The organism is Acetobacter malorum (assembly GCF_002153605.1).
Taxonomy (GTDB): Bacteria; Pseudomonadota; Alphaproteobacteria; order Acetobacterales; family Acetobacteraceae; genus Acetobacter; species Acetobacter malorum_A.
This window is the reverse complement of record NZ_JOPG01000029.1, coordinates 19,759-45,798: the sequence shown is the minus strand read 5'-3', so window position 1 is coordinate 45,798 and position 26,040 is coordinate 19,759. Positions and strand designations below refer to the sequence as shown.

At 57.7% G+C, this 26,040-nt stretch carries 23 protein-coding genes; 10 read left to right on the top strand and 13 right to left on the bottom strand.

Annotated elements, in window-relative coordinates; translation table 11 throughout:
- Positions 1-43: 43 nt before the first annotated feature.
- Positions 44-826, bottom strand: a complete 783-nt coding sequence (gene budA, locus HK23_RS12115; protein WP_086654157.1) for an acetolactate decarboxylase — start codon at positions 824-826, stop codon at positions 44-46.
- Between the two features lie 116 nt (positions 827-942).
- Between budA and HK23_RS12110 the strand changes: the two genes are divergently transcribed.
- Positions 943-1,878: a LysR family transcriptional regulator gene (locus HK23_RS12110; RefSeq protein ID WP_062248457.1), complete on the top strand. Its 936-nt coding sequence runs from the start codon at positions 943-945 to the stop codon at positions 1,876-1,878.
- Positions 1,879-1,921: 43 nt separating this feature from the next.
- Here the strand turns inward: HK23_RS12110 and HK23_RS12105 are convergent, their stop codons facing one another.
- The 5 genes from HK23_RS12105 to HK23_RS12085 all read right to left on the bottom strand — a co-directional run bounded on the left by HK23_RS12105 (position 1,922) and on the right by HK23_RS12085 (position 10,136).
- The gene (locus HK23_RS12105; protein ID WP_256940180.1) at positions 1,922-4,117 is read right to left on the bottom strand and encodes a beta-N-acetylhexosaminidase; all 2,196 of its coding nucleotides are present in this window, start codon (positions 4,115-4,117) and stop codon (positions 1,922-1,924) included.
- Positions 4,118-4,180: 63 nt separating this feature from the next.
- A complete protein-coding gene (gene nagB / locus HK23_RS12100) occupies positions 4,181-4,975 on the bottom strand; it encodes a glucosamine-6-phosphate deaminase (RefSeq protein WP_086654156.1) in 795 nt (264 codons plus the stop codon).
- Positions 4,976-4,981: 6 nt separating this feature from the next.
- On the bottom strand, positions 4,982-6,283 hold the full coding sequence (gene gluP, locus HK23_RS12095; RefSeq protein WP_306300691.1) for a glucose/galactose MFS transporter: 1,302 nt from the start codon (positions 6,281-6,283) through the stop codon (positions 4,982-4,984).
- Positions 6,284-6,372: 89 nt separating this feature from the next.
- On the bottom strand, positions 6,373-8,799 hold the full coding sequence (locus HK23_RS12090; RefSeq protein WP_086654155.1) for a TonB-dependent receptor: 2,427 nt from the start codon (positions 8,797-8,799) through the stop codon (positions 6,373-6,375).
- A gap of 197 nt (positions 8,800-8,996) precedes the next feature.
- Positions 8,997-10,136 (bottom strand): ROK family transcriptional regulator, encoded by a 1,140-nt coding sequence (locus HK23_RS12085; protein WP_086654154.1) that lies wholly within the window; start codon positions 10,134-10,136, stop codon positions 8,997-8,999.
- Positions 10,137-10,319: 183 nt separating this feature from the next.
- Between HK23_RS12085 and HK23_RS12080 the strand changes: the two genes are divergently transcribed.
- The 5 genes from HK23_RS12080 to HK23_RS12060 are packed head-to-tail and all read left to right on the top strand — an operon-like array spanning position 10,320 to position 15,682.
- Positions 10,320-11,246: an ROK family protein gene (locus HK23_RS12080; protein WP_086654153.1), complete on the top strand. Its 927-nt coding sequence runs from the start codon at positions 10,320-10,322 to the stop codon at positions 11,244-11,246.
- Positions 11,233-11,964, top strand: coding sequence for a copper homeostasis protein CutC (locus tag HK23_RS12075; RefSeq protein WP_086654152.1), 732 nt, complete (start codon positions 11,233-11,235; stop codon positions 11,962-11,964). The genes HK23_RS12080 and HK23_RS12075 overlap by 14 nt, the downstream gene beginning before the upstream one ends.
- On the top strand, positions 11,961-13,448 hold the full coding sequence (locus HK23_RS12070) for a sodium:solute symporter (RefSeq protein ID WP_086654151.1): 1,488 nt from the start codon (positions 11,961-11,963) through the stop codon (positions 13,446-13,448). Before HK23_RS12075 ends, HK23_RS12070 begins: the two co-directional genes overlap by 4 nt.
- Positions 13,445-14,749, top strand: a complete 1,305-nt coding sequence (locus HK23_RS12065) for an exo-beta-N-acetylmuramidase NamZ family protein (protein ID WP_086654150.1) — start codon at positions 13,445-13,447, stop codon at positions 14,747-14,749. Before HK23_RS12070 ends, HK23_RS12065 begins: the two co-directional genes overlap by 4 nt.
- A gap of 18 nt (positions 14,750-14,767) precedes the next feature.
- A complete protein-coding gene (locus HK23_RS12060; protein ID WP_086654149.1) occupies positions 14,768-15,682 on the top strand; it encodes an N-acetylmuramic acid 6-phosphate etherase in 915 nt (304 codons plus the stop codon).
- 24 nt (positions 15,683-15,706) lie between these two features.
- On the opposite strand, the gene HK23_RS12055 is transcribed toward HK23_RS12060, so the two are convergent.
- The 7 genes from HK23_RS12055 to HK23_RS12025 all read right to left on the bottom strand — a co-directional run bounded on the left by HK23_RS12055 (position 15,707) and on the right by HK23_RS12025 (position 21,200).
- Positions 15,707-16,162: a 23S rRNA (pseudouridine(1915)-N(3))-methyltransferase RlmH gene (locus HK23_RS12055; protein ID WP_061491445.1), complete on the bottom strand. Its 456-nt coding sequence runs from the start codon at positions 16,160-16,162 to the stop codon at positions 15,707-15,709.
- An 89-nt stretch (positions 16,163-16,251) separates the two neighbouring features.
- Positions 16,252-16,704, bottom strand: a complete 453-nt coding sequence (gene rsfS, locus HK23_RS12050) for a ribosome silencing factor (RefSeq protein WP_063907192.1) — start codon at positions 16,702-16,704, stop codon at positions 16,252-16,254.
- An 89-nt stretch (positions 16,705-16,793) separates the two neighbouring features.
- Positions 16,794-17,456: a nicotinate-nucleotide adenylyltransferase gene (locus tag HK23_RS12045; protein ID WP_086654147.1), complete on the bottom strand. Its 663-nt coding sequence runs from the start codon at positions 17,454-17,456 to the stop codon at positions 16,794-16,796.
- Positions 17,457-17,464: 8 nt separating this feature from the next.
- Positions 17,465-18,733, bottom strand: a complete 1,269-nt coding sequence (locus tag HK23_RS12040) for a glutamate-5-semialdehyde dehydrogenase (protein WP_086654169.1) — start codon at positions 18,731-18,733, stop codon at positions 17,465-17,467.
- 85 nt (positions 18,734-18,818) lie between these two features.
- A complete protein-coding gene (gene ychF, locus HK23_RS12035) occupies positions 18,819-19,913 on the bottom strand; it encodes a redox-regulated ATPase YchF (RefSeq protein ID WP_086654146.1) in 1,095 nt (364 codons plus the stop codon).
- Positions 19,913-20,494, bottom strand: coding sequence for an aminoacyl-tRNA hydrolase (gene pth, locus HK23_RS12030; protein WP_086654145.1), 582 nt, complete (start codon positions 20,492-20,494; stop codon positions 19,913-19,915). Before pth ends, ychF begins: the two co-directional genes overlap by 1 nt.
- Before the next feature lie 85 nt (positions 20,495-20,579).
- Entirely contained in the window at positions 20,580-21,200 is a 621-nt protein-coding gene (locus tag HK23_RS12025) for a 50S ribosomal protein L25/general stress protein Ctc (protein ID WP_086654168.1), read from the bottom strand.
- Positions 21,201-21,396: 196 nt separating this feature from the next.
- Here HK23_RS12025 and HK23_RS12020 point away from each other — a divergent pair, with 196 nt between their 5' ends.
- From HK23_RS12020 to HK23_RS12005, 4 genes are all read left to right on the top strand, one after another.
- The gene (locus tag HK23_RS12020) at positions 21,397-22,455 is read left to right on the top strand and encodes a threonine aldolase family protein (RefSeq protein ID WP_373270331.1); all 1,059 of its coding nucleotides are present in this window, start codon (positions 21,397-21,399) and stop codon (positions 22,453-22,455) included.
- A 71-nt stretch (positions 22,456-22,526) separates the two neighbouring features.
- Complete coding sequence (aspS, locus tag HK23_RS12015) at positions 22,527-24,323, top strand: aspartate--tRNA ligase (RefSeq protein ID WP_086654143.1); 1,797 nt, start codon at positions 22,527-22,529, stop codon at positions 24,321-24,323.
- A 64-nt stretch (positions 24,324-24,387) separates the two neighbouring features.
- Entirely contained in the window at positions 24,388-25,302 is a 915-nt protein-coding gene (locus tag HK23_RS12010; RefSeq protein WP_179193898.1) for an EipB family protein, read from the top strand.
- 142 nt (positions 25,303-25,444) lie between these two features.
- A complete protein-coding gene (locus tag HK23_RS12005) occupies positions 25,445-26,011 on the top strand; it encodes a TetR/AcrR family transcriptional regulator (protein ID WP_063907188.1) in 567 nt (188 codons plus the stop codon).
- The last annotated feature ends 29 nt before the right edge of the window (positions 26,012-26,040 follow it).

Below are 26,040 nucleotides of genomic sequence, written 5' to 3'. Positions count from 1 at the left end.
CAAAAAGACCACTGCACACGGGGCGCAGTGGTCAAAAAAAGCCTCAGCCGCCTTCGGCAATCCGAATGGCTTCACTCAGATGCTCAGGATTAAGGTTTGCTTTTGCAAACTGCTCTGTGCGCGGCAGCTGAATTTCAAGATCGGAGATCACGGCAATCTCAAGCTGGCCACGGACCAGCCGGTATTCCGTCACGTGACCACCGCGTTTCTGGTCTTCCATCAGAAAGTGCAGATGGTAACCCGCCACGTTCACGCCCTGCATATAAACCGGGGTGCGGAAGCCAATCATGGTGCCGGTCACGGATTCCATGGTCAGGGTGGGCTGCTTTTTCACAACGTCCAGCATGTGCGGATAGGGCTTGCACTGGCAGAACACCGTGCGCGTATCCACCCGCTCAAACTGCCCGGTAAATCGTACGGCACCAAACAGGTTGGGGTTACCCACAAGCTGATCGACCAGTGCTTCAAACGTTTCCTTTGTCTGCGGTGTATCAATATTGAGCGTTTTTTCGGGCTCAAAATATGTCACGCAGGCAAAAGGCGTTTTCAGAGAACCAGGAACCTCGGCAGCCTGCCCTTCTGCGCGGAACTGGCGTGCGACACCATCGGTCACAATCATCTCGCCATCCAGCGCGTTAAAGGTGCCGAGGCCAAAATTGCCATGGTGCAGCACTTCGTCCAGCGTGGTTTCACCATCGTACACGGCATCCAGCAGAGCGGCCATCGTGGAGGTCTGGTAAAGACGGTTGGCGACGGGTTTCTTACCCACACCGTTTCCGAGTGCAGAAGACCGAACGTCCATGTCTGCCACCGGGCTGTTCTTCATGCTGCGCACTGTTTCAAACTCATTGTTGCTGATCTCAATGCACAGACGTTATTACAGCAGCATCTAGTCTTCCAATATATATTGAACGCATTATCCATATCCTATAAATATGGCTCATGGATATCAGACACTTGCGCTATTTTGTAACCGTGGCGGACCACGGCAGTATTACCCGTGCTGCGGAAGAGCTGGGGATGGAACAGCCGCCCCTCAGCCAGCAGATCAAGCAGCTGGAGCAAAAACTGGGCGTGGCCCTGTTTGAGCGGCAGACGCGTGGTGTGAAGCTGACCGAAATTGGCGCCACCCTCCTGCCCCGCGCCCGGACCATCCTGGACCTGCAGGCGCAGTTTCTGGTGACAGCCCACGGGCTGGCCCGGGGTGAGCTGGGGCATATCCGGCTGGGGCTGGCCGGCGCTGTGCCGCTTCTGCCCCTTATTCCGCTGGCCATTCGCCGCTTTCGGGAAAGCGCGCCGGATGTCACACTCTCTTTGGAAGAAAGTAATACGCCTGCGCTATGCGCCGCGCTGCATGACCACAGTACAGATCTGGCCATTATCCGGCCGCCCGTGCCGGACCCGACGCGTCTTTCTGTTTTTCATTTGCTGGATGAGCCTACCGTGATCGCCCTGCCCCGTGGGCACCGGCTGGCGCATCAGCCGGTTATCAGTCTGGATATGGTCGCCAAAGACCCGCTGATTATCTTCCCACGTGAGTTGGGTCCGGGGTTTCATGACGCCATTCTCTCCGCCTACCAGCTGGCCGGAGTCACGCCCCCCATGGGCCAGCAGGCCCCACAGATTGCTGGCACAGTGCCACTGGTTGCAGCGGGACTAGGCGTGTCTGTTGTGCCACGCTCGCTCAGCCAGATTCATGCGGGGGGTGTGACATTCCACACCCTGAGCGAACCTGCGCCACGCGCCACACTGGCCGTTGCCATTCGCTCCGGCCAGAACATGCCGCTGGTATCACGCTTTGTGAAAATTCTCCGCACAGCCTGCCGTAAATGGGAAAATATGAGCCTGGAAGATCAGTTTCCCGCAGCTGACGTATAATGTCTCCGGGCCTTGCCGTGTAGCAAAGCCCGGAAAACCGACGTTAGAGGCCGACAAGTTTCCTGAGAGCCGGTTCAGCAATAATCATCAGCCCACCCGGCGGAAAGCTGGTGCCGGAGAAAGACCCTGACACATCTGCCGAGCTGTTAATGAGCGTTTCTTCCTGATCAAAAATCTTCCTATCTTCTGAGGAAAGTTTCTTTTTATGACCGTTGAGCGCATTCAGCCCGGCCCCAGCCATAACAGCAAGATTGTGAGACGTCGGCACAGCTTCTGAGAGGCCGCGCACAGTCGCCACCTGCTGGAACGCGGCATCATTATCCCGCCAGACCTGCATCTGGGCTTTCAGAGCCGGTGCCACGGAATGATCCCCGGCAACATACTGATCAACCAGCATGCTGAACCGCACAGCGGCGAACGGATCGGGTGACGTCACTTCTCCAATCTCATCCAGCGCATTGTCACGATGGCTGACATAGCGGTTCATGACGTAGTTACGCAGAGGCACCGTGGCACTCACCAGACATTCCACCGGGTCGGCATTGGCAGGTGAGAGCCGCAGCGCCATCCGGTGCGTGTTGGCTTGCGCCTGCAGGCCGGTAATCTGCAATTCTGTGTCCACCACAGCAAGACGACGATACATATCGTTCACGTCCCGCACAGAGGCAGGCGACCAGAATCGCTCGGCAATGGCCGCAGCGCGTGGCCAGTAACGGGCATCCAGCATCTCGTCCGTGACCAGTTCGGACCACAGAGGCGCTTCCCCGCCCAGAATATACTGCTTCTGCTCGTCCGTCAGAGGAGCCGGGGCGGGTTCTTTCAGGAAGGCATTGACCAGATCAGGCCGTCCGCCTTTAGCCAGCAGCTTATCCGCCTGCTCACGCGTGATGCCGTTTGCGGCCGGGTCATACGGGTCTACCAGATAATGCTGGGAGGCAGGTTGGAGCAGATCGAGATAATAGCCGGCCGAGACAATGACCGGGTGATGGTCGGCCGAAGCCGACGCCAGGAATTTTGAACTTCTCCAGACATCCACAACGACTTCTTTGGGAATAGGCGCTTCACTCACCTCATCCCAGCCAACCATGACTTTGCCCTGATCGGCAAGAACCTTCTGAACCTCTGCCGTAAAGTGCGCCTGCAAAGCCTGCGGCGTGGCAAAGCCATTATCCTTCATATAAGCAACAATTTTTGGGTTTTTCATCCATTCTCTGGGGTCCACCTCATCCCCACCGGAATGGAAGTAGGCATCCGGGAACAATTTACCCATTTCCGCATACAACTTGCGGACAAAACGCAGCGTGCCAGGCACCGTCGGGTCCAGCGCGGCATTATTCTTATTTTTGGGCTCCGGATTAACCGGGCTTTGCGCCGCCAGTTCAGGATGCGCCAGCAGCAGGGCCAGCGCATGCCCCGGCACGTCAAACTCCGGCACAATACGAATTCCGCGATCAGCCGCGTACGCCACAAGATCTTTCAACTCTCGCTGCGTGTAATACTGGCCGTGCGAGCCTTTTTCCGTCAGTTCCGGGAATTTCTTACTCTCAACCCGGAACCCGGTGCCATCGCTCAGATGCAGATGCAGTACGTTCATCTTGAGCAATTCCATAGCGTCCAGCTGCCGCTGAAGCGTTGAAACCGCCATGAAATGCCGGGATGTATCAATCATAATGCCGCGCCAGGGAAAACGCGGACTATCGGTAATTTCCGCAAATGCCAGCTGCGGTCCGTTCTCCCCGCGCGTGACGAGCTGCGCCAGCGTTGCCAGACCATGCAGCACACCATCCGGGCCTTCTGCCGTCAGCGTTACACCGGACGCATTCACTTGCAGACTGTATTTTTCCTTGGCGTGGACCGTCAGTGCATCCGGGTCTTCACCCACCTGAATATGCACGGGAATACTGGTAACAGGTCCAGCCAGATCCTTCTGCTGCGGAAGGACACGCCCGGCAAGGGCATCAATCCGATGTGTAAAACGGTCCGCGGCACGGGTAAGCAGGGCTGACGGCTTCTGGTCCCACAGAATGGTCATGCCACCACTCAGCGGCAACGCGCCCACAGGCAAAGAGACCGAAGCCGGAACCGGCATCAGTGAGGGAGTTGCCGTCGTAACACCGGCCGAGACCGCAACGGGCGCTACACCCTGCGTTGCAGCATAGGCCGGAGCCACAGCAAGTATCAGAACAGCGGCGCTGCCCAAAAGCACGCGACGAAATTTTGAAAAACTCTGTTGTGTCATGCTGCGTCCTATTCTTTTGAGCAACGGCACTGAAAGAGGGCCGTGCGTGTGTCGTATACTGCCTTACGCAGAAAGAAATGTGCGCAGCTCCGGATCATGCTGCATCTGCCAGAAAATAGCCTCGCGCTGCGTTAGGCGCGAAGCCGCGGCCCCATCCAGCAGCACGAGGCAATGCGGGTGGAGTTGCAGGGCAGAGCCCGGAACCAGCCCACTAACGGGCCCTTCAATCACCCGCGCCACGATATCGGCTTTCGCCTCCCCTGTGACGACCAGAAGCGCTTCCCGTGAATCCAGAATAGTGCCGGTTCCCATGGTCAGCGCCCGTGCTGGCACCTGCCCCATGTCATTATTAAACATCCCGGCGTTCTGTTTGAGCGTGGCTTGCGCCAGCGTCACCACATGCGTACGGCTGTTCAGAGCAGAAAGCGGTTCATTAAACCCGATATGCCCATTCTCCCCTAATCCCAGCAGCTGGAGGTCGATACCGCCGGCTTCAGAAATCCGCTTTTCATAAGAGCGCGCTTCCGCTTCAACATCCGCAGCGGCTCCGTCCGGCACATGCGTGTTAGCCGTAGGAATATTGATCCGCTGAAACAGGTGGGTCTGCATATAATAACGGTAGGACTGAGGATGATCCGCCGTCAGGCCGATATATTCATCGAGATTAAAGGTGGTGACACTGCTGAAATCCAGAGCCTGCTGCTGCGCCGTTTCCACCAGCTGGGCATAAATTGCTTCCATAGTGCGGCCTGTTGCGAGCCCCAGAACGGATGTCGGTTTGCTTTTAACCTGCTCTGCAAGCACCTGTGCCGCCAGCCGTCGTGTTTGGGCTGCATCGGGACATATGACGATTTTCATAAAAAATCAGTCTCCAACCGAAGTGATCAATGATTTTGGAGCACGCGCACCGGTCTTGGCACGCAGGGCGATGGCCCAGCAGGCAATAAAGAGATACGCCGGAATGACCAGCGCCATAAAGGCATGTAAATTCCCCAGCATGGGGGCAATATGGACAAAAATCTGCGGTAGCACAGCACCACCGGAATAGGCCATGACCAGAAAAGCAGTTGCCTTTGCCCCATCCGATCCGGCCTCGGCCAGCACAATGGGAAAAAGGGCGGGCAAGATCATGGCATTGGCAAAACCCAGCAAGGCGACACAAAAAACCGGGATAAGACCGGGTGCTACCAAAGCCACAAGGCAGATGAGAATACCCAGCACACAGCAGGTGAGCATATACCCATCCTGACTGATGAAGCGCGGTACAATGAGCATGCCCGCCAGATAGCCCAGCATCATGGAGGCCAGCGTAAGAGCTGTCAGATATTTGGTAACATCCAGAGATAACCCAAAAGCATGACCAAACAGGCCAATAGCGTCCCCGGCCATAACCTCCACCCCAACATAGAGGAACATGGCGAACACACCGGTAATCAGCCAGCCGGGCTGAGCCTTACGCACTGGCGCATTCTGCGGATCGGCTGCCTCAAGAGTAATCTCCGGCAACGGTGCTCGCGCTACCAGAATGGCCAGCAGCACCAGCAGCCCCGCCATAACCTGATAGGGCACGTGCACCGCATGCGTAAACTGCGTGAGAACGGCATCCCGCACCGGGCCTGCAGGCGTGTTTCTGATATTGGCGACCACCTGCCCTACATCCGGCATGACAATCAGCGCGAATAAAACCGGGGCAACTATCCCGGCAAATTTGTTGGCAATCCCCATAATGGCAATGCGTTGCGCAGCACGGTCATGGTCACCGAGGAGGCTGACGTAAGGATTAACCGTAATTTGCAGGAGGGAAAGGCCAGCCCCAATTACACTCAGCCCGCTCAGAGCCCCGGCATACCAGCGACCATTGACACATTCCCCAAACAGCAACGTACCAGCAGCCATGATCGCAAGGGCGACGACCAGTCCGCGCCGCAGACCAATCCGCCGGGCCAGCACCGTAGCAGGCAGCGGAAAGACTAAATAGGCCAGATAGAAGCAGACAGGCACCAGAAAGGAGGCCACGTCACTCAGATTAAAAGCAATCTGAACAAAGGTGATCAGCGGTCCATTCAGCCAGGTGACAAAACCGATACTGAAAAACAGGGCCGCCATAATCAGCACGGGGCGCCAGCCATATGCACCTGCCGGACTTGCAATCGGAAACCTGAGCACGCCGCACTCCTTCAGCAACGGGCCGGAGACGAACTCCGGCCCCAATCGACCTGTTTTTCAAGCAAGGCGTTCTGCCCTGCTACCTCTCTTCAGAACCCGGAAGAGACAGAGACCATAGCGGCAAAAACGCCACCCACATAATAGACCGGCGCACTCCCCGCCGCGATAGCCCCGGTGGAGGTTACGTGCGGATGCGCATTGGCCGTATAGCTTGAACCGGACCGGTAGTGGTTATCACCAATATTGGTCAGATTGAGCTGAATCTGCGGATGTTTCAAATAACTAAATGACTTCATGCGATAACCCAGCGTCAGGTTTGATGTGACATAGGCTGGCATTTTTTCATCATTCATGAAGGTGGTATACTGGGTATCTACATAGCGCAGATCAAAGTTTCCAAAGAACCGACCATCATCATAGCTCAGGCCAATGGCACCGGTAAATTTGGGAGCCTGCACCGCCGTTTTCCCGGCCGTTGGCAGATAACCACTTCCGGTATTGAAGTTGTTATCAAATGTGGAATGCAGGAACTGCCCGGACAGATAGGGGCTAAAATGATGCCAGCGCGCCAGCCCGAATTCCGCCTGCACACCCCGGGATGTCTGGCCACCAATGTTGATAGGAGAAGCCACCATCATATTCGTGTTGGGAATATAGCCTGTGGACGTCACCTGATGGTTGGTCAGATTGATATTAAACAGAGACATTGAGAAATTATAGAATTTCCCCTGATGCCGATAACCGATTTCCTCACTGATGGAATATTCCGGCTTAAGGCTCTGCGGCTGCATGGTTGCATGCGCAGAATTTGGATCAAAAATCTGAGAATAGGCTTCCACAGATTCCGGTGCACGGAAAGACGTCGTGCCGTTGATATAAATCTGATCTTTAGGCGTAATCATATAGCTCGCAGAAAACTGTGGGAGCGGCTCAAAATAATTTCCCTGCATTTTATAGGGATCTGCACCGGGCACAAGGTTGGTGCCCTGACGGGAGACCATGGCAACACGGAAGCCTGCACTCAGGGTCAGTTTGTCATTCAAAAGCTTCTGCGTATCAGCAATAAAGAGCGTATTAACCTGCTGCATGAAGTTCAGGTCATACCCGGTAAGAATTTTTCCACCTACGCGGATCACATCACCAGACCACCCGCTTCCATCGGCATAAACCGGACGGAAATCAGAGAGTTCTTCATGCGTGGTATAGGCATACCACCACCCGAAAGAGAGTGTATTGCTCTTGGAAAGGCGCCAGTCGGCTGAGACATTCACACCGCCGGTTTTCTGGTTCCACGGATCGCGGCTGGATGTGAGAATGCTGCCGTTGACCGGCGTGCCAACATTGAGGTCCCCATATTGCTGCGTTCCGAAATATCCACCTGATGCTGGAATATTTTCACCACCAAGAGACGGGCCAAACTGATGCACATAATAAGGCGAAACATGCAGATGCAGGTTATCCGCCAGCGTAAAATGCATAGGCAGAACAACAAGCTGCTGATTCAGGTTCTGCTGGTTCAGCTTGTAATAGGTAGACTCACCCGGCGCAAAATGTTTGGCATAGGAGAAACCGACGCCATACTGATCCCACTGCGCCTTTGTGGGGGAGCGCCAGGATGTTGCTGACTGCTTGTTATAAGAGAAAATTGCGGAGATGCTGTTGCCATCACCCCATTCTTTTACAAATTTTGAATCCACATGATACCGGAGCAGCCCCCCCGGCCCACGCGCTCCATTGTCATACCCTGTGTGCGAGAAAGAGACATAACCCCGCACGCCGGAATTGCCGATATCCCCGGTATCCAGACGGATAAATTCTTTATTATAGCTGTAAGAGCCACCACCAAGATCAACAAACCCACCCGCACGATGTGAGGGATTAAGCGCCGTAGCGGTAATCTGGCCGCCGACAGCATTATAAAACGGAGCGTTCAGATCCGGGGAACCCTGTGAAACTGTTACAGACCCCAGGTTTTCAGAATCAACCAGCGTTGAAGTGTAGGGGGCGTAGTTGATCGGGTCAGCCAGCGGCGCGCCTTCAAACAGATAACCCATCTGCGTTTCATTCAGGCCGCGCACCTGCAGATGATCCCCCGTCATTCCAAACGGGTCCTGACTGGTAACGGTCACACCTGGTAAATCTGCAACCAGAGACGTAATGTTTGAAGAAGGGGCCTGCTTGGCAATAAAATCACGCGTCACACCACTTTGCGAACGCGGTGCCGTCTGATGAGGCATCAAGCCGCCACCGGGCGTACGGTTGGTCACACCGTTGGAAGAGACGGAATGACTGGTCACAGAAATTTCTTCTGTTCCACCTGTATATTGCCCCAGAACGGAAGAACTCAGTCCATTCCCGGAAGAGGATTTTTTCCGTGCCGGACCAGCAGGTTTGGAAACTTTTTTGACCTGACTGCCTGATGACGATGCTGGTGCTGACTGTGCATGCGCTGAAGCGGCCAGAAGCCCCGTCAGCGCAACACAGGAGACTGAAAGCTGACGTAGTGAAAGACGCATGATAACAACCCCCTCCCCGGATCATGGGAATGCCCACTTCATTCCCAAACAGAAACATAATCCTGCAAACTCCGTTGTTAGTATGCAATGGGGGTTCAAGGAGAACGATTTAATTCATATTGAAAACAAACCTTTTGCCGCATGTTCCGCGATATCGTTGCATAAATGACACATTCCGGGTTCGGTCTGAATGGATTTCAGACCCCACCATGCCCAAATATGAAGTAACGGGCAGCAAGGCTGGCCGCCCCCCTAGCAAAACTATCTGGCTCAAAATCACGAAAATTGATCATAGTGTGGGCATTTGTGCGATGCAGGATATGAGATTCGGCCTCATATTGCAGGGCGTGCCCGTACACGCCGTCTTTTAAAGCCGGGTCAAGCATCACAACAACATGGCTGGGATCAAGCATCTGAATCAGCTGGGCTGTTGCTATCCCCATGGCGGACCCGGCCCTGTGCAGAATACTTAAGGCATCTGCATGCCCCTCCGCAGCAAGACGCGTCAGATCCTGCGTATTGGTTGGCAAACCAGCCTGTCTGGCCGCATTACCGATGGCAAGAAGAGAGGCCACAGTCTCCAGACACCCGCGATTCCCACAGCGGCACGGCAGGGCCTTCTGAGCGTCCACCGTGATGGGCGCATGGGAAATTTCACCAGCACCACCAGCATTTCCCCATAATAGCCGACCATTAACAATGTGAGCACAGCCTATGCCATGACTGACAAAAATCATGCTGAAATCCGGGCTGCCTTTGAGGGGGCCAAAAAGCTGCTCCCCGAGAATCAGCGCCTTGGCATCATTTTCGACCCAGACAGGCAGGCCTGCTCGCTCTGCCAGTGTTTCTCCTATCTTGATATTCCGCCATCCCAGCGCCGTACAGGCCAGACAGGTCTGACGGTCCCGGGCAACAAACCCCGGAAGAGCAAGGCCTATCCCAGACAGCGTCCCGCGCTCCTTACCCAGAGACGCCCGCAGAGTTTTGATCGTTTTGACCAGAAGCGACACACAGGCCTCCGGGTCTGCAAGGCGGGGCACTTCAATCCTGTTCAGCGTTGTTCCATGCAGGTCCGTCAGCACCACAACAGCCGGGTCATCCTGTAGCGAAATCCCGACAAACGACGCCGCATTCGCCCGGACAACCAGCGGCACGGAAGGACGCCCCGCTCCATAAACCGGGTCCTGCTCACTTAAAATATCCTGATCCAGAAGATCACGGACCAGTGCAGAAATAGCCGCCTTACTCAGCCTCAGTTCCACCGCAAGTTCTGTCCGGCTTTTTGCCCCGCTGCGACTGAGAACGCTGAGAATTTGATAATGGCCCGAAGACAGCATGGTCTGCCCTTTACCTGCAAAAACGCACGGAAAGATAATTTATGGCATGAAACAAGTCCCGCAAACAGGTGGAATGTTATTTACAAACTCCTTTTGAAACATTAACCCAGAAGACTATAGGCTTAACGAGGCGCACTCTTTGCGCATCGTGTTCTCCAGCGCGTTACAATCACGGATGTCCTTATGCTTCTTTGTGCAGACATCGGCGGATCGTTTATCGATTTTGCTCTCGTCCATCCTGATGGCAGACTGGAACAGCGCCATGCCGTGCCAACGCCGATTAACGACGCCGAGACCTTCATCACCACTCTGCAAACACTTTGCGCGCCTTATCCGGGTGTGCCGCTGCATATCGCCATTGCCGGCGTAGAAAACCCGCAGACCGGCCATGTGCACGCCGCCAACATTCCTGGAATCTGCAGCATACCGCTCAGAGAGCAACTGAGCCTGCGCACACATCGTCCTGTTCGGATCGGGAATGATGCAGACTGTTTTGCTTTGGCTGAAGCGCGCTTTGGCGCGGCCAAGGGACATCGGAATGTCTTCGGGCTTATTCTGGGGACCGGCATTGGGGGCGGTTTTGTGCTGGACGGCCAGATTGTGCCGGGACTGGGCGGTATAACGGGGGAACTGGGTCATGCGCCGGTTGTTATCGCCCCCCCGCTCCTGAAAGACCCGGATGAGATCCGCGCAACCGTGCCGCTTTTCCGCTGCGGGTGTGGCCAGTCAGGCTGCCTTGATACCATTGCCGGTGCCCGCGCTCTTGAGCGCCTGCATCTCTGGGCGGGTGGTCAGGCTGAAACAAGCCACACCATTCTCAAACTTTGGGAAAATGGGGATGTGCAGGCCGCAAAAACCATGTCTGTCTGGATGACGTACACCAGTGCAGCACTGGCTCACATCCTTAATGTCATTGGCAGTACAGTTGTCCCTGTTGCTGGTGGGCTGAGTAATTCCGCCTTGCTTGTTCAGACACTGGACCGCGCTGTGCGGGACCGTATCCTTTCCCCCACCACACAGCCCCTCCTCCGGCGCGCCATTCTTGGAAAAGACGCCGGAATTCTGGGTGCTGCCTGCCTTGGGCCGGAGCTTTGTTATGATCCGTGTTGAAATCTGCTTAGAAACACCGCAAGGCATTGAAGCCGCCCATGCAGCTGGAGCGGACAGGCTTGAACTTTGTGCCTCACTGGATGTTGGCGGTCTGACCCCCAGTATGGGTCTGATGCAGTATGCCGCTCAACGGCCTCTGCCTGCCCTCGCCATGATCCGTCCGCGTGCGGGGACGTTTATTTTTGACGCGGATGAAGCCGCCGTCATGCAGGATGATATCCGTGCCGCACGTGCGGCCGGTCTGGCGGGTGTGGTTCTGGGGGCGCTCCGGCCTGACCGGCATCTGGACCATGAGTTGCTTCTCCGCCTGTCAGACGCATGTGGCGACATGGAACGCACGCTGCACCGCGCGTTTGATCTGACGCAAGATCCTTTTGCTGAGATGGAATTTGCAATTTCCGCGGGCTTTACGCGCATTCTGACATCCGGCCAGAAACCCTCCGCACCGGACGGGGCTGACTGCCTCGCCCGTTTGCAGCAGCAGGCGCGAGGCCGGATTATCATTCTGGCTGGCAGCGGCGTAAACGCTCAAAATGTCGGCCCTTTGATAAGCCAGACAGGTGTTACGGAAGTGCATGCCTCCTGCCGAAAACCTGCTGTTCCCATCGCAGACGATGCTGCTTTTGGTTTTGGTTCCCAACCAGTTGTCACGGACCCGGACGCCATTCGTGCCCTGATTGCCGCTGCAGGACAGACTGACCGGAACCAGCCCGCATGAGCTTTCTCGACCTGACTGTCATGCTGGCCTATCTGGCGGGGATGCCTCTGCTGGCTGTCATGCTGTCCGGTCGGCAATCTTCCACCACAGCCTATCTGGAAGGTGGGCATGATCTGCCTTGGTGGGCACTCTGCCTCTCCATGGTGGCAACAGAAACCTCAACCCTGACAGTTATCAGTGTTCCCGGCGTCGCGTTTGGGAATGGGATGGTGTTTGTCGGGCTGGCGCTGGGCTATCTGTTGGGCCGGGCGATTGTCGCGTGGAAATTCCTGCCTCTTTACTGTTCGGGCCGCATGCTGAGCGCCTATGACTATCTGGGCCAGCGCTTTGGCGCCCGCATGCAGCGGGTTGCCTCCGCCACCTTTCTGGGCACACGCGTACTGGCGGAAGCAGTCCGGCTGTTTGCTGGCATGCTGCCTTTGACGGCTATGCTCGCTGCCACGCATATGGCCGTACCACATTTTGTGCTGCTGACAGGTGTTGTGGGCATCACGCTGTTTTATACCTTGTGCGGTGGCCTGCGCGCTGTGGTGTGGTCTGACGCTATTCAGTTCTGCCTGTATCTGGGAGGCTCGGCCATCTGTGCAGCCCTGCTGATGCACGGCCTGCCTGCAGGCAGCTTCAGCGCCTTACAACACGCTGGAAAATTTGTGCTGTTTGCCCATGCCAGCTCCCCTTTTAGCAGCGCCTTCACTCCTCTTGCCGCCATTGGGGGTGGGACGCTAATGACTCTGGCCTCCCACGGCACCGACCAGTTGATGGTACAGCGTGTGCTGGCAGCCCGGAGTTTGAAAGAAGCCCGCATGGCTCTGATGGGCAGCGCTGTTGGTGTCACGGCTCTGTTCTTTTTGTTGTCTGGTGTTGGTATTTTGCTCTGGCTGTATCATGGTCAGGTGCCGTTACAGGCAACCGGGCTCTCCTCACCGGACGCCATTTTTCCTGACTACATTGTGCATGGTCTGCCTGCCGGCCTGCGCGGCCTGATGGTTGCGGCCATTCTGGCGGCCACCATGGGGTCCCTCTCCTCCACCCTCTCTGCCATGACCGCCGCTACTGTTGGAGATTTCTCTTCTCTCTGCGCATGGCTTAGCCGGAAGCTCTCCCTGAGCCAGCTTGGTCTGGCACGTGCCTTGACGGTGTTCTGGAGTGTCATTCTTGTTGGCTGCTCCTTGCTGTTTGCGCAGGGGAGCCAGTCCGCCGTGCTACTGGGCTTTTCCATTGCAGCCTGCGGCTATGGCCCCATGCTGGGTACATTTCTGGCAGGTATGGCCATCCCCTCTGCCCGTGCGGCGGAACTGATCCCGGCCTTCTGCCTGACCGTGCCGCTCGTGCTGCTGGCCATGGTCGGCCTGCGCCCCGGCGGTCACCCTCTGGCTTTTCCCTGGTTGATTCTGACAGGCATTTGTCTGCTGTTTTTCTTTGCGATCAGTCTGCGTCTGGCACGCAGCATCCTGCCCCGCTCTGAACGGAAACCTGACGCATGACCCAACTCCCCCGCCGTACTCTGGCGCGCCAAACGGGCAAGGCTCTTCTTGGAATAGGTGGCGCCCTGCTTGTGGCTCGTGTTCCGGCACAGGCAGCTCCTGCGCAGGCGGTCACGCCATGCCAGAAACCGCTAACAGGCCGTGTCAAAATTGGTTTTGAGAAAATGCGAGACGGAGGCTACGCCCCCCTTCTGGGTCACAAGGTTGGTGTGATCGCCAATGTCGCCAGCGTGGATAACAGCCTGACATCCATCGTAGACTGTCTGCATCAGGCTCCTTCCGTGCAGTTACAGGCCATTTTTGGGCCGGAGCATGGGTTTCGGGGTTCCATGCGGGAAGGCTTTTCAGAACCGGAAATGCAGGACCCGGAAACGGGCTGCACGGTGTATGATATTTACACCAAAACCGGAGACGCTCTGAAAAGCATTCTCAAAAAATCAGGCATTACGCTTCTCGTTTTTGATATTCAGGATACCGGGTCCCGCTTCTACACCTATATCTGGACCCTGTTTGACTGCATGATGGCCTGTGCAGAGCTGGGGCTCCCCCTGCTGGTGCTGGACCGCCCCAACCCTATTTCCGGGCTGGACGCATTCGGTCCGGTCCTGGACCCACGACTATCGTCTTTTGTGGGTCGTGCGCCCATTGCTCTGCGCCACGGCATGACAGTTGCGGAACTGGCGCGTCTGTTCAACGCTGTGTTTGTGACGAAACAAACTGGCCGGAAAGCCCCGCTCGACATCGTGCCGATGGATGGATGGCAGCGGAGCATGTTTTTTGAAGATACCGGCCTGACATGGTGTCCGCCCAGCCCCAATATGCCAAGCCCGTTAACAGCATTAGTCTATCCCGGAACCTGCCTGTTTGAAGGCACAAGCTTTTCGGTAGGACGAGGCACCACGATGCCTTTTCTCTACCTGGGAAGTGCCACCGTAGATGGTCGGGTCTGGGCAGAAGAAGCCACAAAAGCCGAATGTGCCGGCACGGCCTTTCGGGATGTATGGTTCACGTCTCTTGTTGACCCGTTTAAAAACACGCTGTTGCACGGACTGCATTGTGCAGTCACCGACCGCACCAGCTTTGACCCGATTGCTACGGGCATGACACTCCTCAGCACGGGGCGTCATCTGGCCGGCCCCTCTTTCTGGCGGGGTACTGGTAAAACCTTTGATCAGCTCAGCGGGAATACACACATCCGCACCCTGCTGGACAAAGGCGCCGACGTTCCCGCTCTGGCGGCTCTGTGGGAAAAAGACCTCGCGTCTTTCCGCGCCCTGCGCCAGACGTTTCTTTTGTACTAATCACAGGATTTTTGTTGTATGACCCAGCAGGTTCCATCCTCCGCCGGTGTTCCGGCCAAAACCGAAACATATGATTCCCGGTATGAAGCGCTGGACCTCTGGCCGACTGGCACGCTGCTGGACGCGCTGCTGGAAAGCCAGCTTGGGGCCGTGGCCTCAGTCAAAGCAGCGCTGCCGGGCATGGAAGAGGCCATTACGGCGGCATTGCCCCGCCTGCAGCGTGGCGGGCGTTTGTTTTACGTGGGCGCAGGGACGTCTGGCCGCATTGGTTTGCAGGACGGCGTAGAACTCATCCCGACTTATGGTTGGCCGGAAGAACGTTTGGTTCTGCTGCTGGCAGGTGGCGATGCCGCCCTGTTCCAGCCTGTAGAAGGTGCCGAGGATGATGAAGAGGCTGCCCGCACCGCCATTACAACGCATAAGGCTGGCCCGGATGATGTGGTGATTGGCGTCGCGGCCAGTGGTGGCACGCCTTACACCTGCGCGGCGCTGACCTGTGCCCGTGCCGCTGGGAGCCTGACCATTGGCCTGTCGTGCAGTCCGAACACGCGCCTCCTGCAGGATGCTGAGCTGGGCCTGCTGATTGAAACCGGGCCGGAAGTGGTGGCCGGTTCCACCCGCATGAAAGCTGGCACCGCGCAGAAGGTCGCACTCAACATGCTTTCCACTGCATTGATGGTCCGGCTTGGCCACACATGGCGCGGGCAGATGGTCGATATGAAAATCGTCAACGCCAAGCTGGTACGCCGCGCTCACCGCATGGTGCAACAGCTGACGGACTGCACGGAAGCCGAAGCCAAAGATGCTCTGGAAAAAGCTGAAGGCAGCATCAAACTGGCCGTTCTGGTCTGTTTTGGTTTTGCCCCGGCGGAAGGCCGCGCTCTTTTAAAACAACACGCTGGCAACCTGCGCACAGTGCTGAAAAACCGCTAAACGGCTTTTTGTATTGTCCGCTTTTTAAGGCCGCCCAGCCCGATGGTACGGGTGGCCTGCGGCAATGGCCTGTGCGCGGTAAATCTGTTCAACCAGCATGATCCGCACCAGCATATGCGGCCATGTAAGTGTGCCGAAGGTGAGTTTGGCATCGGCCCGCTGAATGACGGACGCATCCAGCCCCTCCGCGCCCCCAATCACAAAGCAGAGCGGGCGCCCCAGAGCCGACCAGTCCGCTATGGCTGCGGAAAATGCCAGACTGTCAAAAGCGCGCCCGGCCTCATCCAGTGCGACCAGAAAAGCCTGATCCGGGCAGGCGGCGAGAATGGCCTGAGCCTCCCGCCGTTTGATCTCGTCCGGACTACCGCGACCATCGGCCAGCTCTACAATATCAAGCTTAGGGCGAAGGCGTTTGAGATAGCGTGCAACAAGCGCCTGTTCGGATTTGTCCTTCATGCGCCCAACAGCAATCAGCTTCATCCCCCACTCTTCCCCTTGCTATAAAAAAATTGGGGAAGCAAAAGCTGCTTCCCCATTGCGTACGCGCAAATCTTAAACCTGATACAGGATCAGACAGGCGTCACAGCCTCTTCATTCCCGTCATCAAGCTCAGCGCCCCACATTTTTTCCAGACCATACAGCTCACGAGCTTCCGGTTTGAAAATGTGGACAACGATATCGCCCGTATCCAGCAGTACCCAGTCGGACCCGTTTGCGCCTTCAACCAGAACGCGCTTGATGCCGATATCTTTCAGCTTACGCTCGATATGCTGGGCCATGGCGGAAATCTGACGGTCCGCCACACCAGTGGCGATCACCATACGGTCCGCAAAGGACGCGCGGCCCGTCAGATCGATAACAACGATGTTCTCGCCCTTATCATCTTCCAGACTGCTGACGATGAGGTCGAGCGACTGTGCGATGACATCCGGAGAGGCGGCCTCACGCTTGACCTTGCCCTTAGGCCCGGCAGCAGCGGCTTTTTTACGGACAGACCCCGTAACTTTGGCGGCACCGGCCAGAGCCGGTTTGGCAGGGGCTGTCTTCTTGGTGGCTGCCGTGGAGGACCTGCTGCGTGCAGATGCTTCGGCGGGTGGCTTGCTGGTTATGATCATTCTCCTGAATTTAACGTATTGGGCACGGTGGCATGGCCCGCACCATCCCCAAAGCCGCCCCGCTGACGAATTGATGTTGCAGATATACCGTTTTGTCGCCCCGGAAGAAAAGTCCATACTGGGGGTGAAAGATCGGGCAGCAGACGTGCTTGCCGTGATGGCAGGCGATAATGCGCCAGATAATGCGCCGCAGCCCCCCGTAAAGCCTGCATATTCTGCCCCGGACGAGGCATGACAGCCACAGGCACACGATGCAGCAGACGTTTCCACCCTTTCCATTTTGGCAGGGTGACAAAGCCATCTGCCCCAGTCAGCCAGACGAAATGCACGTTAGGAAAGCGCATTTGCAGCTTCCCCAGCGTATCAAACGTATAGCGTGTGCCGAGTCGGGTTTCGATATCCGTGGCAATCAGCCTGTGCCCATCGGCCAGAGAAGCGGCCGAGGCCAGCCGTCTGGCAAAAGGTGCCATCCCGGCCGCAGGCTTGAGCGGATTGCCCGGTGAGACCATGAGCCAGACCTGATCCAGCCCCAGTGCCACCAACGCACGGCGCGCAATGGTCTGGTGCCCCACATGCGCGGGATTGAAAGACCCACCCAGCAGACCAATCCGCGCATAGCGACGGTCACCCCAGGTAGGAATCGTGTCCCGCCAGACCATGCCGGGTTTCAGGTCCGCACCTGCCCTGTGCCGATCACTTCGTAGCGGAAGGTCGTCAGCTGCTCCACGCCCACTGGCCCACGCGCATGGAAACGACCTGTCGCAATGCCGATTTCAGCTCCAAAGCCAAACTCGCCCCCATCACAGAACTGGGTGGAGGCATTCCACATCACCACCGCGCTATCCGTGCCGTTCAGGAAACGGGTTGCGACGGCTTCATCAGACGTAACGATCGCCTCGGTATGGGAAGAGCCATATTTCTGGATATGGTCCAGTGCCTCATCAACACCGTCCACAACGGCAATGTTCAGCACGGCATCCAGCCATTCCGTCGAGAAATCCTGTTCTGTTGCCGCAGGCAGGTCCGGCATAATCGCCCGGGCCTCGGCATCCGCATGGAAGGTGCAGCCAAATTCTGCCAGATCACTCACAATCTGCGGCAGCAGAGAAGGCGCAATCGCGGCATCAATCAGCAGGGTTTCTGTCGCGCCACAAATGCCCACACGTCGCATTTTGGCGTTCAGCACAATGCGGCGAGCCATGCTCGGGTCCGCTGCGGAATGCACATAGGTGTGGCAAAGGCCATCGGCATGCGCCAGAACCGGCACACGCGCTTCCCGCTGCACCCGTTCCACCAGAGAACGGCCACCACGGGGAATGAGCAAGTCCACCAGACCCGCAGCCCCCAGCATATCCGCCACATGAACACGGTCTGCATCCGGGGCAATCAGCACAGCATCTTCCGGCAGATCAGCCGCGCGCAGACCAGCCTGAATAGCTGCATGAATAGCCCGCGCACTGTGCAGGCTTTCCGACCCACCGCGCAGCAGCACGGCATTGCCGGACTTGATGCACAGACCCGCGGCGTCCGCGCCCACATTGGGGCGGCTTTCATAAATCACACCAATCACGCCCACCGGTGTCGCCACACGGCGGAAACGCAGACCATTGGGGCGCGTCCATTCTTCCAGAATCCGGCCAACAGGGTCTGGCAGGTCCGCCATCTCCTCCAGCCCGACGGCCATAGCTTCCACCCGCTCCGGGGTAAGAGTCAGACGGTCACGGAACGCATCGCGCGCCGTTGAGGCTTCCAGATCCTTCGCGTTGGCTGCCAGAATAGCCGGGCTGGCCTCACGAATCGCTGCGGCAGCGGCCCACAAGGCCCTGTCCCGCGCAGAAGACGGGCTTTGTGCCAGAGTGCGGGACGCCAGTCTGGCCCGACGCGCCAGGGCTACCATTGGGCCTGGCACAGCCCCGGAAACCGTCTGCTGTGCCATACCCTGTTGCCCGTCTTCCTGCGCCTTCATGATGGCGTCCTTCATCCCCGTTTCTCTGTTGTCCAAACTGTCTGTGCGGTTTTGCTCAGACGTTAAAGCGGAACAGCAGGACGTCACCGTCCTTCACCACGTAATCCCGCCCTTCAATCCGCAGGCGACCGGCTTCCTTTGCACCGGCCTCACCCCCGAACTGGATGTAATCATCATAGGCTACTGTTTCACATGCAATGAAGCCGCGTTCAAAATCATTGTGAATTACGGCGGCAGCCTGCGGTGCCTTGGTGCCTTCGGTAATGGTCCAGGCCCGGGTTTCCTTCGGCCCCACTGTAAAGTAGGTACGCAGGCCCAGCAGGCCGTAACCCGCTGCAATAACACGGTCCAGACCGCTATCGCTCAGGCCCAGACCTTCCAGAAATTCGCGGCGTTCTTCATCCGCAAGCTGGCTGACTTCGGCCTCAATCGCAGCGGAAACAATCACCACGGCAGCGCCTTCAGCTTCTGCCTTGGCCTGCACTTTTTTGGAGAAATCATTCCCGGTGGCTGCGGAGTCTTCATCCACATTGCACACATACAGAACGGGCTTGGTGGTCATCAGCTGCAGGCGACGCACAGCTTCTTCCGCCCCTGCCGGAATGGCGGTGCGGGCCGGACGGCCTTCCTTCAGCGCTTCGATCAGCGGCTCGACGACTTCAACCTGCGCCATGGCTTCGGCATCACGGTTCTTGGCGCGCTTCTGCAGGGCAGGCAGACGCTTTTCCAGCGAATCCAGATCTGCCAGCATCAGTTCCGTTTCGATGATTTCCGCGTCACGCACGGGGTCCACGCCGCCTTCAACATGCGTGATGTCATCATCTTCAAAGCAGCGCAGCACGTGGATAATAGCGTCAACTTCACGGATATTGGCCAGAAACTGGTTACCCAGCCCTTCCCCGCGGGACGCGCCCCGCACGAGGCCTGCAATATCCACAAACTCCAGACTGGTGGGCACTTCCTTCTGGGATTTGCCAACTTTTGCCAGCTTTTCCAGCCGGGGGTCCGGCACGGCCACGCGGCCCACGTTGGGCTCAATGGTGCAGAACGGATAGTTAGCCGCCTGCGCCGTGGCTGTTGCTGTCAGCGCGTTGAACAGAGTGGACTTACCCACATTGGGAAGACCGACAATACCGCAATTAAACCCCATCAGCCTTTACTCCCATCTGGCAACGCAACCTGCGTCATGAATTGATCCGACCGGCCTTCAGCCAGCAAAGGGGCTGCATCTGCCATTTTGTCCAGCAGAGGCTCAAGCCAGGTCTGTCGGTCTGTATCTGTAAAATTCCCAAGCACCCAGCCATGCACGCGCTCCTTGGCACCGGGGTGTCCGATACCAATCCGCACACGCCAGTAGTCCGGAGTGCTAAGCATCTTGTCCATGGAACGCAGGCCGTTATGCCCTGCTGCCCCGCCACCGCGCTTAACCCGCACCTTACCCGGCGCAAGATCCAGCTCGTCATGAAAAGCGGTAATATGGTCGGGCGTAATCTTATAAAACGCCGCGGCTTCCTGCACACTTGTTCCGGACAGGTTCATGTACGTCATGGGGCGCAGCAACAGCACGCGGTGCGTGCCAATCCGGCCTTCCGAAACGAGTCCCTTGAAACGGGTCCGCCATGGAGAAAATCCGTAGCGGCTGGCAATGGCTTCCACTGCCATGAAACCGACATTGTGCCTGTGTCGGCTCATCGAAGACTCGGGATTACCGAGTCCGGCCCAGAGCAACATCACTGGTCCTGCATCTTGGTGAGTTGGGGGCACGTGCTGCGCACATGCCCCCATCCTCTAATTTTCAGAACGTCCTGTCTGGCGTTCAGGCAGAAGGAGCTTCTGCTTCGCCTTCTTCAGCTTCGTCAGCTGCATCAACGCTCGGTGCGGCGATCGTAGCGATCACGAAGTTCGGGATGTGCACCAGCGGGGTCACGTTTTCCGTGCCCTTCAGGTCTTCCCAACGCACGTTGTCGTTGATGTCCAGAGCGGACAGGTCAACCGTGAAGAATTCAGGGATGTGTTCTGCATCCGCTTCAACTTCAACCGTGTGACGCACGATGTTCAGAACGCCGCCGCGCTTGATGCCCGGAGCTTTTTCTTCACCCGTGAAGTGGACGGAGACTTCAACAGTCACTTTCTGACCAGCAGCCAGACGCATGAAGTCAACATGCTCCGGGGTGTCTTTCACCGGGTGCAGCTGAATGTCACGAATCAGGGCGCGTTCGGTACCACCACCGGCAACCTTGATTTCGTAAACGCGTGAGCGCCAGCCAGAAGCCTGAATCCCTTTGATAACAATGCGGGGGTCAAGAGCGATCAGAGTCGGCTCTTTCTTGCCGCCGTAAATCACAGCAGGAACCAGACCGGCACGTCTCGTTGCACGCGCTGCCCCCTTACCTGCTTTCGCGCGCGCCGAAGCTTCGATAGATGTAATCTTGGACACGTTGAATTCTCCTAAAAACCAGAACGTGCAAGCCTCCAGGGGTGCCTGCACGGTGCGGTCGCCATACCGGAATGGGGGGACAAAAGCAATGCTTCCGACCATTCCGGGGCAGAAAACCCGGCAATAAGGCTATGACGGCCCCGGCTGAAAGCGGTATAGAAGCCCCTCCCCGCGCCCGCCAACCCGGACCATGCCGATGTCAGACAAGCCGCAGCAATTTGCCAGTGACAACTATGCGGGCATCTGCCCGGAAGCACTGGAGGCGATTACCCGCGCTTCCGCCACTGGCTCTGCCCCGGCCTACGGGGATGATGCGTGGACCCGTCTGGCGGTAGACGCCATCTGCACCCTGTTTGGCACACAGGCCTCTGTCTTTTTTGTCCTGACGGGCACGGCCGCTAACGCACTGGCTCTGGCAACACTCTGCCCGCCCTATTGCAGCGTTATTGCCTCTGACATTGCCCATATCGAAACATCCGAACGCGGTGCGCCTGAATTCTTTTCCGGCGGCAGCAAGCTGCTCACCCCGCCCTGCCCGGATGGCAAGCTGACGCCGGAAGCCATCCGCCTGTGCCGCCGCAAGGCCAGCAGCCCGCATGCCTCGGAACCCGCCGTGGTCAGCATCACGCAACCGACAGAGAACGGCCTGCTTTATACGCTGGAAGAGATCCGTGCGCTGGCCGAAGTCTGCAAGGAATGCGGACTGAAACTCCATATGGACGGCTCCCGGTTCGCCAACGCCATCGCCGCACTGGGTTGCACGCCGGCTGCCATGACGTGGGAAGCTGGCGTAGATGTGCTGAGCTTTGGCGGCACCAAAAACGGTCTGGCCGTGGGCGATGCCGTGGTATTTTTTGACCGCTCTCTGGCCCGCGGCTTTGCCGAACGCGCCAAGCAGGCCGGACAACTGGCTTCCAAAATGCGCTTTATCACCGCCCCCTGGCTCAGCCTGATCAAAAGCGGCGCATGGCTGCGTAATGCAGACCATGCCAATGCCAGCGCCCGCCAGTTTGCTCAGGCTGTGGAGGCTATTCCCGGCGTACGACTGGCATGGCCCGCCCAGTCCAATGCCGTGTTTTTACTCATGCCCGAGCAGGCCATGAACAGCCTGCGTGCCAGAGGCTGGCGATTCCATACCTTTTTTGGCGCAGCGGCCCGGTTCCTGTTTGCGTGGGATGCGCAAAGTGCTGCCATTGAGGCGCTTGCAGCCGATATCCGCGCCTGCATGACGCGGCATCCCACGTCTTTCCCTTGACATCTGCGCGGCTCCCCGGCTTCCTCCCGCGCAGTTATAGAAACACAGGCCCTCAATTTCAGGACGAGAGAATGCACCCTTACCGTACCCATAGCTGTTCGGCTCTTCGCGCACAGGATGCCGGCACCACAGCGCGCCTGTCCGGCTGGGTCCATAGCAAACGGGACCACGGCGGCCTGCTGTTTATCGACCTGCGCGACGAAACCGGCATCACCCAGATTGTGATCCCGGCGGGTGACCCGGCCATGGAGCTGGCTGAAAACACCCGCGTTGAAAGCGTGATTACGGTCACGGGTGAGGTGGTCCGCCGTGAGGAAGCCACCCGCAACCCGGATCTGGCCACCGGCGACATTGAAGTGCGCGCCCGTGAGTTTGTGGTGCAGTCCGCCGCCGCCGTCCTGCCCCTGCAGGTCGCTGGCCACGAGAACTATCCAGAAGACCTCCGCCTGCGCTACCGCTACATCGACCTGCGCCGTGAGAGCGTGCACAGCAACATGCTGCTGCGCGCCCGCGTGATCCAGAGCATGCGCAAGCGGATGACGGATCTGAACTTCATTGAACTTCAGACGCCCATCCTGACCGCCTCCTCCCCTGAAGGCGCACGTGACTTCCTCGTTCCGGCCCGCATGCACCCCGGCAAGTTCTATGCCCTGCCGCAGGCTCCGCAGCAGTTCAAACAGCTGGCCATGGTTGCCGGGTTTGACCGCTATTTCCAGATTGCGCCCTGCTTCCGCGATGAAGCCTCCCGCGCGGACCGCTCTCCGGGTGAATTCTACCAGCTCGATTTCGAGATGGCCTTCGCCACGCAAGATGAAGTGTTCGCAACGCTGGAAGACGTCATGTCCGGCCTGTTCACCGAGTTCGGCAATGGCCGCACCGTCAGTCAGGCCCCGTTTGAGCGGATTCCCTACGCCCGCGCCATGAAAGTCTATGGCTCTGACAAGCCGGACCTGCGGAACCCGCTGCTGATTTCTGACGTAACGGAAGAGTTTGCTGGTTCCGGTTTTGGCCTGTTTGCCCGCATTGCTGCGGGTGGTGGCGAAATTCGCGCCATCCCGGCACCGGGCGCTGGTGACAAGCCGCGCGCGTTCTTTGACAAGCTGAACAACTGGGCCCGTGAGTCCGGGGCTGGCGGTCTGGGCTACATCATTTTTGAGGCCGAAGGCGGCAAAGGCCCGATTGCCAAAAATCTGGAAGCTGACCGTGTTGAAGCCATCCGCACCAAGCTGGGCCTGAACGCTGGCGATGCCGTGTTCTTTGCCGCTGGTAAAGGCGATGAAGTGGCCAAGTTCTCCGGTCTGGTCCGCACCCGCATTGCGGAAGAACTGGACCTGATTGAAAAGAACGCTTTCCGCTTCTGCTGGATTACCGACTTCCCGATGTATGAAATGAACGAGGAAACGGGACGCATCGACTTCTCGCACAACCCGTTCTCCATGCCGCAGGGTGGTCTGGAGGCGCTGAACACCAAGGACCCGCTGGAAATCAACGCCTACCAGTATGACATTGTGTGTAACGGCATTGAGCTATCCTCCGGCGCAATCCGTAACCATCTGCCGGAAGTCATGATCCGTGCCTTCGAGATTGCTGGTTATCCGGAAAGCGAAGTGGAAGCCCGGTTTGGTGGTATGCTGAACGCCTTCCGTTACGGTGCACCGCCGCATGGTGGCTCTGCTCCGGGCGTGGACCGTATTGTCATGCTGCTGGCAGATGAACCGAACATTCGTGAAGTCATTCTGTTCCCGCTGAACCAGCAGGGTGAAGACCTGATGATGGGCGCACCGGCTACCGTGCCGCCGGAACGGCTGAAAGAGCTTTCTCTGGCTCTGGACCTGCCCAAGCCGAAACCGACCGTTAAAAAAGACTAACGCACGTCAGATGCCGCATTCGGGGTGGTTGCGCTCCCGCCCCGGATGCTCTTTTCTCACAGGCATGACTGCATTTCTCCGCCGCCATGCCCGTCGGGCTCTCTGCCATAGTCGCCCGGCACCCCGACCAGACGGGGTTCGCCCCTTCCGGGGTTATCTGGCCTCGGCGTTTCTTTTGAGCGCCCTGCCCTCTGCCTGCCTTGCAGCAGCCCCCCATACCTCCCCCACACCCACATCAGCCGCGACACCCGCCACCAGCGCACTGGTTGGCCAACGGGCGCTTTATGACCTCAGCCTGGCAGAATCGAGTGGCAACACCCTCTCGGCCACCGGCAACATGACCTACGTGGTGCGTGATACGTGCTCGGCATGGTCCACTCAGCAGCATCTGGATATTCAAAGCGCGACCCGGAATGGGGGCGCCGTCAACATGGTGTCCGACTACACCACGCTGGAAAGCAAGGATGGGCGGCATCTGGTGTTTCGCACCGTCCAGAAATCCAATGATGCCGTGCTGCAGGTTGTCAGCGGAGAAGCCACTGTGGATGCACAGGGGCATGGTGTTGTGCAATATGACAAGCCGATCAAAAAAACGCTGAAGCTGCCGGATGGCACGCTGTTCCCCATGGCGCACACCGCCGCCATTCTTGCCGCAGCGCAGCAGCACACACCCAATATCGCCCCTTTGCTGTTTGACGGCACCGGCCCCGATGGGGCGCAGGAGACGTACATCACGCTTCTGGGCTGGGGGCCGCCGAAAGACCCGGTCACCTCTCCCGCTCTGGCCAATCAACCAGCCGGGCGCGTGCATGTAGCATTTTTCAGCCGCACGCCGGACAGCATCTTGCCAGACTATGAGATTGGCATGCGCTATTTTGCAAATGGCGTTTCTGACATGCTGGATATGGATTTTGGCGATTTCCGCATTCGCGGCACCCTGCACAGCCTCACCCTTCCGCCGCGTGCAGCCCACTGCTGACGCCGCAAACCCCTCGTAAGACGCGGGAGAACCGCACCACAGGGCCACGCAACAGGCATGGCTGTATGCCCAAAACAGGCTTGTAAGGGGAAAATATCTCGTTTAATTCCGATTGGACGGAAACAGCGAGCAAGAGAAGGTTATGGCACGCCCCAGAACCATCAACCGGGAACGGGTCATGGAGTGTGCAGAGCAGCTTGTCCAGAGAGACGGCGCAATTGCCCTCACACTCGACGCGGTCGCGCGGGAAGCCGGGATTACCAAGGGCGGGTTGCAATACTGCTTTGGCAGTAAGGACGACCTGATTACGGCCCTGATTGACCGCTGGATTACAGCATTCGATTCAGAAGTGCAGAAGCACACACCGCCAGACGCCAGCCCTGCTGATAAGGCCCGTGCGTATGTTCAGGCCTGTGGCCAGCTTGATGATGCAACCCGCACCCGGATTGCGGGCACGCTCATAACTCTTCTGCAATCTCCCGATCATCTCAAGAAAATACGAGACTGGTATGCCAGCTGGCTGACGAATGACGTCTGTCATTCTGATGAAGCACGGCAGATACGCACCATGATTTTTGCCGCAGAAGGTGCTTTTTTTCTCCGCAGCTTTGGCTTTATCACCATGCCAGACGCCGAGTGGCATGCGGCCTTTGCGGATATTCAAAAACTGACGGTACCGGCAGAGGCCGCCAGACCATCAAAAACCTAAATCGTCCAGACAAGATCTTCTATTTTTTG